This window comes from Streptomyces sp. NPDC085481, assembly GCF_044541845.1.
Lineage (GTDB): Bacteria > Actinomycetota > Actinomycetes > Streptomycetales > Streptomycetaceae > Streptomyces.
In genome coordinates, this window is record NZ_JBITTJ010000004.1 from 281,589 (window position 1) to 297,312 (window position 15,724).

Sequence of the window (15,724 nt, forward strand, 5' to 3'; positions counted from 1 at the left end):
CGCCCGCGGTGCGTGAGTGAGGCCTTGGACAAGGGGCGGTCGCCGATCCGGCGGCCGCCCATTCCGTCGTACGATGCGCGCGCCCGTTCGATAATCGGCTCGCAGCCCCTCGCGCCCCCACAGGAGCACCGTACTCGTGGACCCGTCCCAGCCGCCTCAGGACTCTCCGGCCCCGCAGCAGCCGCAGCAGGGGTGGCCCGCGCCTGGCCAGGGGCCCGTGCCCGGCCCGTACGGCGGCCCCGGTCCCGGGCCCTACGCCGCCCCCGGCCCGTACACCTCGCCCCCGCCCGGACCGTACGGTCCCTACGGCCCCCAGGGGCCCGGCGGCGCCGGCCCGTACGGTGCGCCGCAGCCCGGCACCAACGGCATGGCCGTCGCCTCCTTCGTCGCCGGCATCGTCTGCTGTCTCCCGCCGCTCGGTCTGGTCTTCGGTCTGATCGCGCTGCCGCAGATCCGCAAGAAGCAGCAGAAGGGCAAGGGCTTCGCCATCACCGGCATCGTCCTGTCCACGGTCAGCTGTCTGCTGATCACGCTCGGACTCGCGACCGGCGGCCTCACCGACGCGTGGCGGGACTTCAAGCGGGGCATGGACGAGGCCGCCGCTTCCAAGTCCACGTTCTCGCTGCGCAAGGGCGAGTGCTTCAACGTGCCCGGCAAGATGGAGTCGTACACCGACGACGTCGACATCGTGGACTGCGAGAAGCCGCACGAGGGCGAGGTCACCGGAAGCTTCAAGGTCACCGGCTTCACCAAGTGGCCCGGCGAGGACCCCCTCGACGACCTCGCCGAAGAGCGCTGCCGGCAGATCAACGACGCCTACGCCCTGGACACCTGGGCGGTCCCGGAGAACGTCTGGACGTACTACTACCTCCCCAGCAGCCAGAGCTGGCGCACCGGGGACCGCACGGTGACCTGCGCGTACGCCACGGACAAGGGGCCGTTCTCCGGCTCCCTGCGCAGTGACGCGACCACGCTCACCGCCGACCAGCTCTTCTTCCTCCAGCAGGTCAACCCGATCGACGACGCCATGGTGGCGGAGCCCGAGGAGGACCCGGACGTCGACCTGGACGGCAACAAGGCCTGGGCGCTGAAGGTCCACCAGTCCGTCACCAAGGCCGGCGGCGCGCTGCGCGGGCACACCTGGCCCGGGGCGGCGAGCGCACCGGTCGCCGCGCTGGTGAAGAAGCTGGACGCGGTCGCGCCCAAGTGGCAGAAGCTGGCCACTGCGAAGGACGAGGACGCCTTCTGGGAGCTGTACGACGAGGCGTACGACGAGCTGTCGGCGGACATCGAGGCACCGTCCCGCTCCGCCCTCGGGCTCACGGGCTCGCTCGCCGGCGGGAGCCAGAAGGTCTGACGGGCGGGTGTACGTCGAAGGGGCCGGGTCTCGTCCTGAGAGCCGGCCCCTTCGTCGTCGGTGTGTGCCGTCAGTGCGGGTTGCCGTCAGCTGCGCTCGCCGTCAGTGGCCGTCGCGTCAGTGGCCGTCGCCGTCAGTGGCGCTCGCCGCCCAGGACGCCGTTCACCGCGGTGATCAGTTCGCCGTCCGGGGTGTCCCCGTCGAGCGACCAGAACATCGCGCCGCCGAGCCCCCTGGCCCGTACGTACGCCGACTTGGTGCGCAGCACCCGCGGGTCGTCGTAGGTCCACAGGGTCGTGCCGTCGAACAGCCAGGCATGGCCGCCCCGGCGGTCCCGGTGCACGGTGAACGCCCCCGAGTCGGCCAGCTTCCTCAGCGCCTCGTAGTCCTCGGATCCGGCGCCCCACGTGCCGGCCGCCGGGCCGGTCGCGGGCCGGCCGAGGCCGGTGCCGCCGCCCGTGACGCCGGTCCAGCCCTGTCCGTAGAACGGCATGCCGACCACCAGCTTGCGGGCGGGCGCGCCGCGTCGCAGCCAGTCGTCGACGGTCTGGTCGACGCTGAAGTCGCCCCTGGGGGCGAAGAGCGCGGACTGCTGGGCGGTGGTCGACTCCCAGCTGCCGTGGAAGTCGTAGCCCTGGAGGTTGACGAAGTCGAGGTCGCGCATGATCTTCCGGACCTCGAATCCGGCGTCGATCTTGGCGGGCGCGGTCGGCACGAACGCGGACAGCTCGTAGTGCCTCCGCTTCCGTTCGGTCTTCGCGTACGCGTCGAGCTGGGTGCGGAACTCCCGCACGAGCGCGGTGAAGTTCTGCTTGTCCTCGGGGCGGTGGACGGTGTCGGTGTCACCCGCGGAGCCGGGCCACTCCCAGTCGATGTCGATGCCGTCGAAGAGACCCGCGGCGGCTCCCGCGCCGCCACGGGCGCCGTCGGAGGGCAGGTCGCCCTTGATGTAGAGGTCGATGCAGGAGGCGACCAGGGCCTTGCGGGAGGCGGGGGTCCGGGCCGCGTCCGAGAAGTGGGTGGACCAGCCCCAGCCGCCCAGCGAGATCATCACCTTGAGGCCGGGGTGCTTGGCCTTGAGCTCGCGCAGCTGGTTGAAGTTGCCGGCCAGCGGCTGGTCCGCGGTGTCGGCGACGCCGTCGACGGAGCCGGCGGCGTCGAGCGGGCGTACGTAGTCGGCCCAGGCGTCGGCCTCACCGGGGATGTTGCCGGTGAAGCACTTGCCGTCCGCGCTCACGTTGCCGAAGGCGTAGTTGACGTGGCTCAGCTTGGCCGCGGTGCCGCTCGTGTCCAGGTCCTTGACCTGGAAGTTCCGTCCGTAGACGCCCCATTGGGTGAAGTAGCCGACGCGCTTGTACGCGGAGCGGCCGGTCTGCCCGGGGCGGTCGCCGTGGTCGGGGGCCGCGCCCGCCGAGGGGGCGAGGGTGGCGAGGAGTCCGAGGGAGACCGCGGCGACGGACAGCCGGGAAAGGGTTCTGCGACGCATGGGGCTCGTTCCTGTGCGGGTGCCGGAAGGGAGCTGTGCGCACAGGAACGTATTGGTCTGGACCATTAAGGTCAAGGATTCCGACGGGAGTTCGGTGGCTATACCCGGGGTAAGAGCCTGCGTAAAGCTGAATCATCACTTCGGGTGAAACTTTGGCCCATGCTTGCGAGTGTGCACCCTCGGTTGTCACTCTGTAGCTGACAGTCAACCTGAGGGGAGTGTCCAGTGACGTTCGGTGAGCAGCCCGCCTATCTGCGTGTGGCGAGCGATCTCCGGGAGAAGATCGCCAACGGCTCGCTTCCGCCGCACACCCGGCTTCCCTCGCAGGCGCGCATCCGTGAGGAGTACGGGGTCTCGGACACGGTCGCACTGGAGGCGCGCAAGGTCCTCATGGCGGAGGGTCTGGTCGAGGGGCGCTCGGGCTCGGGGACCTATGTGCGGGAGCGCCCCGTGCCGCGCCGCATCGCCCGCTCCGGCTACCGGCCGGCCGCCGGCGCCACCCCCTTCCGCCAGGAGCAGGCGGCCGAAGGGATGCGCGGCACCTGGGAGTCGGCCAGCGAGCAGGAGCAGGCGAGCGCCGAGGTCGCCGCCCGGCTCGGCATCGAGCCGGGGGAGCGGGTGATGCGCACGCGGTACGTGTACCGGGACGCGGGCGAGCCGATGATGCTCTCCACCTCCTGGGAGCCGCTCGCCGTCACCGGCCGGACGCCGGTCATGCTGCCCGAGGAGGGCCCGCTGGGCGGCTGTGGGGTCGTCGAGCGGATGGGAGCCATCGACGTGGTCGTGGACAACGTGGCGGAGGAGGTCGGCGCCCGGCCCGGACTCGCGGAGGAGCTGCTGACCCTCGGCGGGGTGCCCGGCCATGTGGTGATGGTGATCGAGCGGACGTACTACGCCTCGGGGCGCGCGGTCGAGACCGCCGACGTCGTCGTCCCGGCCGACCGCTACCGGATCGCCTACCACCTGCCGGTGCGGTGAGGGTGCGATGACCTAGGCGGGGCAGGCAACCTCGGCTCGGTTCCGGCCGTCTTCAAGGGAGGCCGGTGGCATGGCCACCGGCCTCCCTTCGCTTGTTACTGGCCAGATACATATCTCTTTGTGAAAACACGTATCCGCTGTGTAAAGGTCAGGCGTAAGCTCGGGCATATGCGTATTGCGGTTTCCTGGAGATCGTTAGAAGCGGCCGGACCGGCGGAGGGAGAAGCCTCGTGAGCGACAGCGGCCCCGTCCTTCCCTGGCTGGTCATACGGCAGGACGACAACGGCAACCGCTACCGCGTCGGTCAGTACGCGACCGAGAGCGAAGCCCAGAAGGTCGCCGACAGCCTCGACGCCCGCGGGCACAAGCAGCTCTACTGGGTCGAGCGCATCGGCTCGCCCGCCCTCTGATCCACTGCCCGGGCGGCCGCCGTCGCCGCAGCCGCCCGGGTTACGCTCCGCCCCATGACCGATCGTCCCGCCTCCGCCCCGGTACCCGCTCCTGCCTCCGCTCCTGTCGTCGTCGTTGCCGGGGCCCTCTACGACCGCGGGCGGCTGCTCGCCGCCCGCCGCAGCGCCCCCGCTGAACTCGCCGGCCGCTGGGAGCTGCCCGGCGGCAAGCTGGAGCCGGGCGAGCGCCCCGAGGAGGCCCTGGTCAGGGAGTTGCGCGAGGAGCTCGGTGTCGAGACCGAGCCAGGTGAGCGCATCCCCGGCGAATGGCCGCTGAAGCCCGGCTACGTCCTCCAGGTGTGGACCGCGCGGCTGCTCTCCGGCGAGCCCGAGCCGCTGGAGGACCACGACGAGCTGCGCTGGCTGACCCGCCATGAACTGGACTCCGTCGACTGGCTCGACCAGGACAGGCCCGCCGTCGCCGAAGCCGGACGCCTCCTGCCCTGACTCGGTCCCTGCCCCGGCGGACGGCGTGCGCGGCCGCTCCGTACGCCGTTCGTGCCACCGTGCGCCCACTGCTGCGCCCGGCGCGATATCCCACTCCGAATATCGGGTATGTCCTGATTAACCCCCCGAAATAGGACGTGGGTCACGTGATCGACACCGAAGGCGACTGTGCCGAGTGGCACTTCCCGGCGGAGGCCAATGCCGTGCGCACGGCCCGTCACGCGGTGCGGGACACCTTGAGAGCCTGGCAGCTCGACGCGGTGATCGGCGATGTCACGGTCCTGCTGGTCAGCGAGCTGGTGACCAATTCCCTGCGCTACGCCTCCGGACCCATCGGCGTCCGCCTGGCCCGCCTCAGCCCCGACGGAACCGGGCCCGGGCACGGCCCCGCGCTCCTCGTCGAGGTCTCCGATCCGCTTCCGGATCGGCCCACCGAGCGCCTCGCGGGACCCGATGACGAGGGCGGCCGCGGCCTGCAGCTGGTGGCCGGAACCGCACGGCGCTGGGGCACCCGCGCGGGGAGTACCGGGAAAACCGTGTGGTTCGAGCTGGCCCTGCCTGGTGAGTAAAGAGGGTGGGACGACGATCAGCGGGACTCGGCCGGAAACGAACGAGACCACCCTGTGATCGTGAACGTCGTGCCGACGGGGGCCATGGTGCTGAATACTGCCGTCATGGCCGGTCCGGTGCGGTGAGCTGGAGGGGACGGTCGCGTGAGCGAGATACCTGAGACGGCGAGCGGTGTCGTGTGGCAGAGCAGCCCGCCCGGGTCGATCTATGACTACATCCGGGTCGCCTCCTTCTCGATAGGCCCCGACGGGCTGGTCGACCAGTGGAGCCGGCGGGCCGTGGAGCTCTTCGGCGTGACCGCCGAGCAGGCCAGGGGCAAGGACCCGGTCGAGGCCTTCATGCCCGCCGACCTGCGTGAGCGCGGTCACCGCAGGGTCAGGGAGATCCTCGACGGCAAGGAGTGGACGGGCCTGGTCCCGTTCCGCATCCCGGGCGAGGAGCACCGGCACGGCATCGCCGAGATGTACGTCATGCCCAGCGAGACCCAGAGCGGGCAACGGGCGGCGCTCTGCATCGTCGTGGACGTGCGGGCCCTGCGCCGGATCGAGACCGACCTCGCCGCCTCGCAGGCCATTTTCGGCCAATCCCCCTTCGGGTTTCTCCTGTTCGGCACCGACCTCACGGTCAAGCGGGCCAACCGCCGCTTCGCCACCGTCTTCGGCGGCTCCGCCGACGACCACCGGGGCCGCACCGTCCACGACTACCTGGCCCGGCCCGAGGCCGAGCGGATGACCGCCGCGCTCAAGAAGGTCCTGGAGACCGGAGAGTCCGTCGCCGACCTCCAGATCGTCGGCGCCGCACCCGGCTCCACCGACCGGCGCCACTGGTCGGTCAACCTCTACCGCGTGCACAGCGGCACCGGCCGCCCCGTCGGCGTCGCCGGCCTCGGCATCGACGTGACCCGCCGCCACAACGCGGCCCGCGAGGCCGCCAGCGCCCGCCGCAACCTCGCCCTCCTCAACGAGGCCGGCGCCCGCATAGGCAACTCCCTCGACCTGGAGGCCACCGCCCGCGAACTGCTCGACGTCGCCGTCCCCGGCTTCTGCGACCTCGCCGCCGTCGACCTCTACCAGGGACTGCTCACCGGGGACGAGGCCCCGCCCGGACGCTGGGGCAGCTCCCACGACGTCGGCTACGGGGCGGGCAGCGCCGAACTGCGCCGGGTCGCCGTCGCCAGCGCCGTCTCCGACACCCCCGTCCGCGTCGCGAAGCCACGGACCGGAGAGCCGGCCGACGCCGGCACCGGCGCGGCCACGGGGGCCACCGGGACCGCCGGCGGGACCGCCGGGGCCGCGACCGCAGGGGACGGCGACGACATCTGTTGCGACACCGGCCGCATCGAGGTCGGCTCCGTCCACCGCTACCCGTTCAACTCGCCCTGCGCCGGAGCCCTGCGCACCGGCCGGATCCGCAGCGTGCCCGGTGTGGAAGGCGGCCTCGTCCAGTCCACCCTGGTCGTCCCGATGGTCGCCCACGACACCGTCGTCGGACTCGTCCAGTTCTCCCGCACCAAGGGCAGCGAACCCTTCGGCGAACGCGACCGGGCCCTCGCCGTCGAGCTGGCCGCCCGCGCCGCCGTGTGCATCGACAACGCCCGGCTCTACCGCCGCGAGCACGAGCGGGCCCTCATCCTCCAGCGCAGCCTCCTGCCGCCCGGCGACCCCGAAGCGTCCGGCCTCGACATCGCCTGCCGCTACCTGCCCGGCACCGCCGCCACCGAGGTCGGCGGCGACTGGTTCGACGTCATCGAACTCCCGGGCCACCGCACCGCCCTGGTCATCGGCGACGTCATGGGCCGCGGGCTGCGCGCCGCCGTCGCCATGGGGGAACTGCGCACCGCCGTGCGCACCCTCGCCCAGCTCGACCTCGAACCCGCCGAGGTCCTCTCCCACCTCGACGAGATCGCCCGCGGCCTCGGCGCCCCCGCGGGCGCCCAGCAGTCCGCCCGCGCCCACAAGGCCCGCGGCCCAGAACTCTCCGAGGTCTACCTCGCCACCTGCGTCTACGCGGTCTACGACCCGGTCACCCGCCGCTGCACCTTCGCCAACGCCGGCCACCTGCCGCCCGTGCTCGTCGAACCCGGCGAGGAGGCCCTGCTCCTCGACGTACCGCCCGGGATGCCACTGGGCGTCGGCGGCGAACCCTTCGAGGAGGTCGAGGTCGAACTGTCCGAAGGCGCGCTGCTCGCCCTCTACACGGACGGGCTCGTCGAGTCGCGCGACCATCCGCTCGACGAGGGCCTGAGCGCCTTCCGCACCGCGCTCACCGACCCCGGCCGGCCCCTGGAAGACGTGTGCGACCACGTCCTGACCACCCTCGACACCCGGCACGGCGAGGACGACATCGCGCTGCTCATGGCCAGGATCCAGGGCCTGCCCAGCGAGGCCGTCGGCGACTGGCAGCTGCCCAGGGAGCCCCGCTCGGTCGGCCGGGCCCGCGAGCTGGCCCGCGCCCAGCTCACCGCCTGGGAGCTCGAACCCCTCGTGGACACCGTCGAACTGCTCGTCAGCGAGCTCGTCACCAACGCCCTGCGGTACGGGGAGGGGGAGATCCGGCTCCGGCTGCTGCGCGACCGCACCCTGGTCTGCGAGGTGTGGGACGCGGGCCTGGTCCAGCCCCGCCGCCGCCGGGCCCGTGACACCGACGAGGGCGGCCGCGGGCTGCAACTCGTCGGGCTGCTCAGCGCCGCCTGGGGCTCGCGCCGCACCCCGCGCGGCAAGACCGTCTGGTTCGAACTCCCGCTGCCGGACGGCGACGGCCTCGCCGAACCGACGGTCGACCAGCTGCTCAGCATGTTCTGAACCCGCACCAGGCCCGTCAGAGCCCGCACCAGGCCCGCCGGGACCCGCGCCACGCCCGTCAGGACCCGCACCAGGCCCGTGAGACCGGCTCAGCCCTTCAGCGCGGCCAGCCGGGCCGCGATCTCGGCCTCGTCGCCCATCGCGTCCAGCTGCTCGAACTGGGCGTCCAGGGAGGAGGCGGCCAGCTCCTGCTTGCCCAGGGCCCTGGCCTCCTCCCGGCGCACCTTGTCCTCGAAGCGGCTCAGCTCGCTCGTCGGATCCAGGACGTCGATGCTCTTCACCGCGTCCATCATCCGGTTCTGCGCCTGCGCCGACTTCGCCCGCGCGACCAGCTCGTCCCGCTTGGCCTGCAGCTCGCCCAGCTTGGCCTTCATCTGGACCAGGCCGCTCTTGAGCTTGTCCACCACCTCGGTCTGCGCGGCGATCGTCGGCTCCGCCGTGCGCGCCTCCTTCTCCGACTGGAGCTGGCGGCCGAGGGCGACCTTCGCCAGGTTGTCGAAGCGGTCCGCCTCCGCGCTCTGCCCGCCCGCCCGCAGCCCGTCCGCCTTGCGGCTCGCGGCAAGGGCCTTCTCGCCCCACTCCCTCGCCGCGTCCACGTCCTCCTGGTGGTCCTGCTCCATCAGCCGCAGGTTGCCGATGGTCGCCGCGACCGCCTCCTCCGCCTCCGCGATGTTGCCGGAGTAGTCGCGGATCAGCTGGTCCAGCATCTTCTGCGGGTCCTCCGCCTGGTCCAGCAGGGCGTTGATGTTCGCCTTCGCCAGCTGGGTGACCCGGCCGAGAATGGTCTGCTTGCTCATGGACGGTCTCCTTGCGCACAAGAGGGGTGACGGGTGAGGGGACGAGCGGGGGCGCGGGGTCAGAAACGGCCGCCACCGCCCAGCCGGCCGCGCGTGCCCCCGCCGCCGAAGCTGCCGGGACCGCCGCCGAAGCCTCCGCCCCCGAAACCCCCACCATGCCCCGCACCCCCACCACGACCTCCCCCGAACAGTCCGCCGAGGATGATGCCGCCGAGCACGGCTCCACCGAGCCCGCCTCCGCCGGCACCTCCCACTCCTGATACACCGCCCAGGCCGTTCGGGTTCCCGTACCTCCGTACGTCCTGCTCGGCGAGGTCCTGCGCCCGCCGGGCCAGCCCGTCCGCCTGCTGCGCCTCCGCGAGCGCCGACTGCGGGTCCCCGTCGGCGAGCTCGCGCGCCCGGTCCAGGCGCCGCTGGGCCTCGGCCAGCCGGGTGCGGGCCTCCGACCCGACCGCGGCCCGGTGCGTCGTGACGTAATCGGTGGCCGCGCCGATCGCGGAACGGGCCGTCAGCATCGACTGGTCGAGCAGCGCACGGGCCCGCCGGGTGCCCGACTCGCGCTCCCGCGCACCCTCCAGCGCCTCGTCGAGCGCCGTGTCCGCCTCCTCGACCCGGCGCAGCGCGTCGATCGGGTCGTAGCGCCCGGAGTCCACCGCGGCCCGCACGGCGGCCAGCACCGACTCGGCGCGGCCGATACGGCCCCGCAGGTCCGCCGTCGACACCGCCTCCGGCGTGCCCTCGAGCAGTCCCCGCGCGTCGGCCAGGTCCGCCTCGGTCTCGGAGAGCGTGCCGGGCAGCCTGCCCACCGCCTCCGCCAGCTCCCGGGCCCGCCGGTCCACGGCCTCGATCAGCCGGGCCGCCTGGTCGACGGCGCCCTCGGCGGCGCGGATGTGCACGGCGGCGGCGCCGTTGTCGCCGCCGTCGACGCGCTGCCGGGCCTGCTCGATGGTGGCCGTGGCGAACACGAGGCGGTCCTTGGCCTGTTCGACGTCGCCGGAGACCGGGCCGGCGGCGGACTCGGTGTACCGCTCGCGCATCGCCGTCAGGGCCGCCTCCGCCGTACCCACCCGGCCGGACTGCTCGCGGAACGCCGACTCGACGGCGGCGAGCGCCTGCGGGGCCGTGCGCTCCAGGGCCCGCAGCCGGTCGAAGTCCGCGGACTCGGCGTCCAGCCGCGCGTTGACGTCGGCACAGCGCTGGAGGATCTCCGCCAGCATGGAGCGGCGGGTCGCGTCGTCCTCGGGGAACGCGTCGTCGAGCTGCTGGCGCAGCCGGAACGCGGCGGTGAGCTCACCCTCGGCGTACCGGACCGCCTCCGTGAAGGGCAGGGCCGCCTCGTCGCCGAACTGGGCGCTCGCGAAGCCCAGTTCCTCCTTGCTGGTGCGGACGGCGTCGTCCGTGGCGACCAGGGCCTGCCGGGCCTTCCCGTCCAGCTCCTCCAGCGACGGCGGCGCCGGCTCCCCGGGCGCGCCCCAGCGCCGGCCGCCGCCGGGCGTGGTGCGCGTGGCGGCCCTGCGGCGGCGCCTGGTGTACGCGTACGCCGCCAGCGCCCCCGCGCCGCCGACCAGGACGACGGGAACGAGCAGGTCGGTCGCCGAGCTCGAACCGCCCGACCCGGTGCCCGGGTCGGCGGGGCCGGGGGTGATCGCCGGGGTGGGCACGGGCTGTCCGGCGAGCACCGCTGCGTAGCCGTCCGCGGCGCCGATGGCCGCGCCCGCCCAGTCGTTCCCGCGCAGCGCCGGTTCGATCGCGGTCCGCGCCACGTCGTCGAGCTGGGCCTGGGTGAACGGCGAGTCGGGGTCGGCGGAGTAGCCGTACTGCCGGTCGTGCGTGGCGACGGCCAGCAGGACGTCGTCCTTGCCCAGACCGTTGCGCTCGGCGGTGGCGTCGGCCCAGCTCTGCGCCCCGCGGCCGGAGAAGTCCCGTACGTAGACGACGAAGAGCTGCACACGCCGCTCGTCGAAGAGCCGGTCGAGGGCCTGGACGACCTCGCCGCGCCGGTCGCCGAGCGCTCCCACCCGGTCGGTGATCTGCCCCTCGCGGGACAGCGAGACGGGGTCGTCGGCCCGTGCGCCGGGAACGGCGGGCACGACCAGCCACCACGCCGCCACCAGCGTCGCGAGGAGGGCTCGGGTGGCTGTTCGCGTCACACAAGGGAGGCTATGTCCGGGCCTGGGGGTGCGCGACCGGGCCGGTCCGTACGGAAACCGTTCCGGGCCGCCCGGCGTCACTGTCAGTAGCCGCCGCTACGGTGGCGCAGGTGAGATGACGACCTCGGGGGGCATGGGTGAACGCACGCTGGAAGGGCCTGTGGCGCAAGGGGCGCTGGTTCGCCCTGGGGCTCGTCCTCCTGCTCGTCGTGCCGGTGCTCGCCTGCGGCGTCGCCCTGCGCCTGAACTACACCGGCGACCTGCGCGACGGCACCAAGAGCCGCGGCAAGGACGCCATCTGGCTCGGCCACGCCTGGGTCGACGGGCGGAAGAAGGACGCCGACCTGACCGCGTTCGCGCGCCGGATCAAGGACACGGGCATACGCGACCTGTACGTCCACGCCGGACCGCTCGAGCACGACGGCACCCTGCCCGCCGACCGGTACCCCCGAGCGGCCTGGCTGGTCGGCGCCGTCCACCGCACCATGCCCGGCATACGGGTCCACGCCTGGCTGGGCGACGTCCTCGCCGGCGAGGGCCCCGACGGGCTGCGTCTGGAGAACGCGCGCTCCCGGGCGGCCGTCGTGACCTCGGCCCGGCAGATCCTGGACGCCGGTTTCGACGGCGTCCACTTCGACCTGGAGCCGCTGCACTCCGACGACCGGAACTACCTGTCCCTCCTCGACGACCTCGGCGAGCTGACGAGGGCCCGCAAGGCGCCCCTGTCGGTCGCCGCCCACCAGATCGACCCGCTCCCGGCCGCGCACACCGTGCTGGGCGGGCTCACCGGCAGCAGCGAGAAGTGGTGGTCGCAGGAGTTCTTCGGCCAGGTCGCCCGCCGGGTCGACCAGATCGCCGTCATGTCGTACGACACCTGGATGCCGCTGGAGGGCATGTACGGCGGCTACGTCGCCCAGCAGACCAGCCTCGCCCTGGAGGTCACCCCCGAAGGGACGGACCTCCTCATGGGGCTGCCCTTCTTCCACGAGGACGACCTCGGCCACCACGAGTCGGCCGAGACCGTCACGGCCGCGGTGCGCGGCGCCCGGCTCGGCCTCGGGCGCACGGACCCCGGCCGCGAGCGGTTCGGTCTCGCGCTGTACGTCGACTTCGCCGCGCAGGAGGGCGACTGGGCGGCCTACCGGGCGGGCTGGCGCTGACCGCCGTCAGCCCGGGGACGGCGGGCCCGCCGCCACCCGCTCACGCCCCCCTTCGCCGGATCTTGTCGCCCAGCCACACCACCGGGTCGAACTTCCGGTCCACGACCCGCTCCTTCATGGGGATCAGCGCGTTGTCCGTGATCCTGATGTCCTCCGGGCACACCTCCGTGCAGCACTTGGTGATGTTGCAGTAGCCCAGCCCGTGCTCGTCCTGCGCGGTGCGCCGGCGGTCCAGGCCCGTCTCCTCCGCCGCGTCGAGCGGGTGCATGTCGAGCTCGGCGATCCGCATGAGGAAGCGCGGTCCGGCGAAGACGGCCTTGTTCTCCTCGTGGTCGCGGACCACATGGCAGGTGTTCTGGCACAGGAAGCACTCGATGCACTTGCGGAACTCCTGCGAGCGGTCGACGTCCTCCTGCCGCATCCGGTACTCGCCGGCCGCGAGCCCGGCCGGCGGGACGAAGGCCGGGATCTCCCGCGCCTTCGCATAGTTGAAGGACACGTCCGTCACCAGGTCCCGCACCACGGGGAAGGCCCGCATGGGCGTCACCGTGACGGTCTCGTCCCGCCCGAAGACCGACATCCGGGTCATGCACAGCAGTCGCGGCCGGCCGTTGATCTCGGCCGAGCAGGAGCCGCACTTGCCGGCCTTGCAGTTCCAGCGCACGGCCAGGTCCGGTGCCTGGGTGGCCTGGAGGCGGTGGACGATGTCGAGCACGACCTCGCCGTCGTGCACCTCCACCGTGTAGTCGACCAGGCCGCCGCCGTCGGTGTCGCCCCGCCAGATCCGGAAGCGGGCGTCGTACGTACTCATGCGTCCAGCTCCTCTGCGGACAGGTACTTGGCCAGCTCCTCCTTCTCGAAGAGCGCGAGCAGATCCGCCCTGATCGGTTCGGTGGGCACCCGCTCCAGGGCGATACGACGGTCCACCGCCCGGCACAGCAGGTTCACCGGCCGCCAGGCGCGGTCCATCGCCGGATAGTCCTCCCGGGTGTGCCCGCCCCGGCTCTCGGTGCGTTCCAGGGCCGCCCGTGCCACGCACTCGCTGACGAGCAGCATGTTCCGCAGGTCGAGCGCGAGGTGCCAGCCGGGGTTGAACTGCCGGTGCCCCTCGACGGCGATGTGCTGCGCCCGCGCGCTCAGCTCCGCGATCCGCTCCAGCGCCTCGGCCATCTCGCTCTCCCGCCGGATGATCCCGACGAGGTCGTTCATCGTCTGCTGGAGCTCCTGGTGGAGCGCGTACGGGTTCTCCCCGCCGCCGTCGAACGGGGCCAGGGCCTCCGCCTGCGCGGCCGCCACCGCCTCCTCGTCCAGGAGACCGGATCCAGGATCCGAAATATTGGATCCGATCTCCGCCGCGTACTCCGCCGCGTGCAGTCCCGCCCGCCGCCCGAACACCAGGAGGTCGGACAGGGAGTTGCCACCGAGCCGGTTGGAGCCGTGCATGCCGCCCGCGACCTCGCCGGCCGCGAACAGGCCGGGCACGCCGACCGTGGCGGCCGTCTCCGACTCGACGGCGACACCGCCCATCACGTAGTGGCAGGTCGGACCCACCTCCATCGCCTCGGCCGTGATGTCGACGTCCGCCAGCTCCTTGAACTGGTGGTACATCGACGGCAGCCGGCGCCGGATCACCTCCGCCGGCATCCGGGTCGACACGTCGAGGAAGACCCCGCCGTGCGGGGAGCCGCGCCCCGCCTTGACCTCGGCGTTGATGGCCCGGGCGACCTCGTCGCGCGGCAGCAGCTCGGGCGGGCGGCGGTTGTTGTCCGGGTCCTCGTACCAGCGGTCGCCCTCCTCCTCCGACTGCGCGTACTTCTCCTTGAAGACCTCGGGGACGTAGTCGAACATGAAGCGCCGGCCCTCGGAGTTCCTGAGCACCCCGCCGTCGCCGCGCACCGACTCGGTGACGAGGATCCCCTTCACCGACGGCGGCCAGACCATCCCGGTCGGATGGAACTGCACGAACTCCATGTTGACCAGCGGCGCCCCCGCGAGCAGGGCGAGCGCGTGCCCGTCGCCGGTGTACTCCCAGGAGTTGGACGTCACCTTGAAGGACTTGCCGATCCCGCCGGTCGCGAGGACCACCGCGGGCGCCTCCAGGACGAAGAAACGGCCGCTCTCGCGCTCGTAACAGAAGACGCCGCCGACCCGGCCGCCCGGGCCGTGCGTCAGGACACGGGTGACGGTGCACTCCTGGAAGACCTTCAGCCGGCTCTCGTAGTCCCCGGTCTCCGTGAAGTCCTCCTGCTGGAGGGAGACGATCTTCTGCTGGAGGGTGCGGATCAGTTCGAGGCCGGTGCGGTCGCCGACGTGCGCGAGCCGCGGGTACTCGTGGCCGCCGAAGTTGCGCTGGGAGATCCGCCCGTCGGGCGTACGGTCGAAGAGCGCGCCCCAGGTCTCCAGCTCCCACACCCGGTCGGGCGCCTCCTGGGCGTGGAGTTCGGCCATCCGCCACTGGTTGAGGAACTTGCCGCCGCGCATGGTGTCGCGGAAGTGGACCTGCCAGGTGTCGTGCGGATTGGCGTTGGCCATGGAGGCGGCGATGCCGCCCTCGGCCATCACGGTATGGGCCTTGCCGAACAGGGACTTGCAGATCACGGCGGTACGGGCGCCCTTGCGCCGCGCCTCGATCGCCGCCCGCAGCCCGGCGCCGCCGGCGCCGACCACGATCACGTCCCACTGCTGTCGCTCCACAGGAGTCATCTCAGAACAACCTCGGGTCGTCGAAGGCGCCGGTGGCCAGGAGGTACACGTACAGGTCGCAGACGGCGACGCTGATCAGCGACGCCCAGGCGAGCTGCATGTGACGGCGGTTCAGCCGCCCCACCCAGGTCCACAGCCGGTAGCGGACGGGGTGCTTCGAGAAGTGCCGCAGCCGGCCGCCGACGACGTGCCGGCAGGAGTGGCAGGAGAGGGTGTACGCCCAGATGAGGACGATGTTGAGGAGGAAGATCACCGTCCCGAGCCCCGCGTGCCCCCAGGCGTAGGAGGAGTCGCGGAAGGTCAGCGCGGTGTCGTACGTGAGGACGGCGGCGACGGGCACGGCCAGGTAGAAGAAGTACCGGTGGACGTTCTGCAGGATCAGCGGGAAGCGGGTCTCGCCGCTGTACGCGCGGTGGGGTTCGGCGACCGCGCAGGCCGGGGGAGAGGCCCAGAAGCCCCGGTAGTACGCCTTGCGGTAGTAGTAGCAGGTCAGCCGGAATCCGAGCGGGAAGATCAGGATCAGCAGCGCGGGCGAGAGGCCCCACCAGCTGCCGAAGATCTCCCAGTTGGGGCCGCCGCGCATGGGGACGCAGTTCTCCGCCAGGCACGGCGAGTAGAACGGCGACACATAGGGGGCGGCGTAGTAGTCGGCGTTCGCGAAGGCCCGCCAGGTCGAGTACGCGACGAAGGCGAGCAGTCCGGCCGCGGTGACGGCGGGAGCCAGCCACCAGCGGTCCGTGCGCAGATGACGGGCGGCGACGGAGGCGCGCCCCGGGGAGCGCACCCCCGTCGCCGTTCCGGGGGGTTCGGTACCTGTAGCCAACAG

The 15,724-nt window shown here is 72.4% G+C and carries 13 protein-coding genes; 7 read left to right on the forward strand and 6 right to left on the reverse strand.

Annotated elements, in window-relative coordinates; genetic code table 11:
* The first annotated feature begins 136 nt into the window (after nt 1-136).
* Nucleotides 137-1,357: a DUF4190 domain-containing protein gene (locus ACIGEZ_RS12210; protein WP_399829308.1), complete on the forward strand. Its 1,221-nt coding sequence runs from the start codon at nt 137-139 to the stop codon at nt 1,355-1,357.
* A gap of 133 nt (nt 1,358-1,490) precedes the next feature.
* On the opposite strand, the gene ACIGEZ_RS12215 is transcribed toward ACIGEZ_RS12210, so the two are convergent.
* Entirely contained in the window at nt 1,491-2,843 is a 1,353-nt protein-coding gene (locus tag ACIGEZ_RS12215) for a glycoside hydrolase family 18 protein (RefSeq protein ID WP_399829311.1), read from the reverse strand.
* Between the two features lie 225 nt (nt 2,844-3,068).
* On the opposite strand from ACIGEZ_RS12215, the gene ACIGEZ_RS12220 reads away from it, so the two are divergent.
* The 5 genes from ACIGEZ_RS12220 (at nt 3,069) to ACIGEZ_RS12240 (ending at nt 8,088) form a co-directional block, all read left to right on the forward strand.
* A complete protein-coding gene (locus ACIGEZ_RS12220) occupies nt 3,069-3,821 on the forward strand; it encodes a GntR family transcriptional regulator (protein ID WP_399829313.1) in 753 nt (250 codons plus the stop codon).
* Nucleotides 3,822-4,051: 230 nt separating this feature from the next.
* The gene (locus ACIGEZ_RS12225; RefSeq protein ID WP_399829315.1) at nt 4,052-4,231 is read left to right on the forward strand and encodes an SPOR domain-containing protein; all 180 of its coding nucleotides are present in this window, start codon (nt 4,052-4,054) and stop codon (nt 4,229-4,231) included.
* Nucleotides 4,232-4,285: 54 nt separating this feature from the next.
* Nucleotides 4,286-4,717 (forward strand): (deoxy)nucleoside triphosphate pyrophosphohydrolase, encoded by a 432-nt coding sequence (locus ACIGEZ_RS12230; RefSeq protein WP_399829318.1) that lies wholly within the window; start codon nt 4,286-4,288, stop codon nt 4,715-4,717.
* Between the two features lie 146 nt (nt 4,718-4,863).
* Complete coding sequence (locus ACIGEZ_RS12235; RefSeq protein WP_399829320.1) at nt 4,864-5,286, forward strand: ATP-binding protein; 423 nt, start codon at nt 4,864-4,866, stop codon at nt 5,284-5,286.
* Between the two features lie 144 nt (nt 5,287-5,430).
* A complete protein-coding gene (locus tag ACIGEZ_RS12240) occupies nt 5,431-8,088 on the forward strand; it encodes a SpoIIE family protein phosphatase (protein WP_399829322.1) in 2,658 nt (885 codons plus the stop codon).
* An 89-nt stretch (nt 8,089-8,177) separates the two neighbouring features.
* Here the strand turns inward: ACIGEZ_RS12240 and ACIGEZ_RS12245 are convergent, their stop codons facing one another.
* Complete coding sequence (locus ACIGEZ_RS12245; RefSeq protein WP_399829325.1) at nt 8,178-8,885, reverse strand: PspA/IM30 family protein; 708 nt, start codon at nt 8,883-8,885, stop codon at nt 8,178-8,180.
* Between the two features lie 59 nt (nt 8,886-8,944).
* Nucleotides 8,945-11,035 (reverse strand): TPM domain-containing protein, encoded by a 2,091-nt coding sequence (locus tag ACIGEZ_RS12250; RefSeq protein WP_399829327.1) that lies wholly within the window; start codon nt 11,033-11,035, stop codon nt 8,945-8,947.
* A 137-nt stretch (nt 11,036-11,172) separates the two neighbouring features.
* On the opposite strand from ACIGEZ_RS12250, the gene ACIGEZ_RS12255 reads away from it, so the two are divergent.
* Complete coding sequence (locus ACIGEZ_RS12255; protein WP_399829329.1) at nt 11,173-12,195, forward strand: hypothetical protein; 1,023 nt, start codon at nt 11,173-11,175, stop codon at nt 12,193-12,195.
* 40 nt (nt 12,196-12,235) lie between these two features.
* Here the strand turns inward: ACIGEZ_RS12255 and ACIGEZ_RS12260 are convergent, their stop codons facing one another.
* The 3 genes from ACIGEZ_RS12260 to ACIGEZ_RS12270 are packed head-to-tail and all read right to left on the reverse strand — an operon-like array spanning nt 12,236 to nt 15,721.
* Complete coding sequence (locus tag ACIGEZ_RS12260; RefSeq protein WP_399829332.1) at nt 12,236-13,006, reverse strand: succinate dehydrogenase/fumarate reductase iron-sulfur subunit; 771 nt, start codon at nt 13,004-13,006, stop codon at nt 12,236-12,238.
* Complete coding sequence (locus tag ACIGEZ_RS12265; RefSeq protein WP_399829334.1) at nt 13,003-14,898, reverse strand: fumarate reductase/succinate dehydrogenase flavoprotein subunit; 1,896 nt, start codon at nt 14,896-14,898, stop codon at nt 13,003-13,005. The genes ACIGEZ_RS12260 and ACIGEZ_RS12265 overlap by 4 nt, the downstream gene beginning before the upstream one ends.
* A 1-nt stretch (nt 14,899) precedes the next feature.
* Nucleotides 14,900-15,721: a hypothetical protein gene (locus tag ACIGEZ_RS12270; RefSeq protein WP_399829336.1), complete on the reverse strand. Its 822-nt coding sequence runs from the start codon at nt 15,719-15,721 to the stop codon at nt 14,900-14,902.
* Nucleotides 15,722-15,724 lie beyond the last annotated feature (3 nt).

What these genes read in the sequence shown, in the direction of transcription:
- ACIGEZ_RS12230 (WP_399829318.1), top strand. Translation starts at nt 4,286, where the DNA reads ATGACCGATCGTCCCGCCTCCGCCCCGGTACCCGCTCCTGCCTCCGCT.
- ACIGEZ_RS12215 (WP_399829311.1), bottom strand. Translation starts at nt 2,843, where the DNA reads ATGCGTCGCAGAACCCTTTCCCGGCTGTCCGTCGCCGCGGTCTCCCTC.
- ACIGEZ_RS12245 (WP_399829325.1), bottom strand. Translation starts at nt 8,885, where the DNA reads ATGAGCAAGCAGACCATTCTCGGCCGGGTCACCCAGCTGGCGAAGGCG.
- ACIGEZ_RS12260 (WP_399829332.1), bottom strand. Translation starts at nt 13,006, where the DNA reads ATGAGTACGTACGACGCCCGCTTCCGGATCTGGCGGGGCGACACCGAC.
- ACIGEZ_RS12265 (WP_399829334.1), bottom strand. Translation starts at nt 14,898, where the DNA reads ATGACTCCTGTGGAGCGACAGCAGTGGGACGTGATCGTGGTCGGCGCC.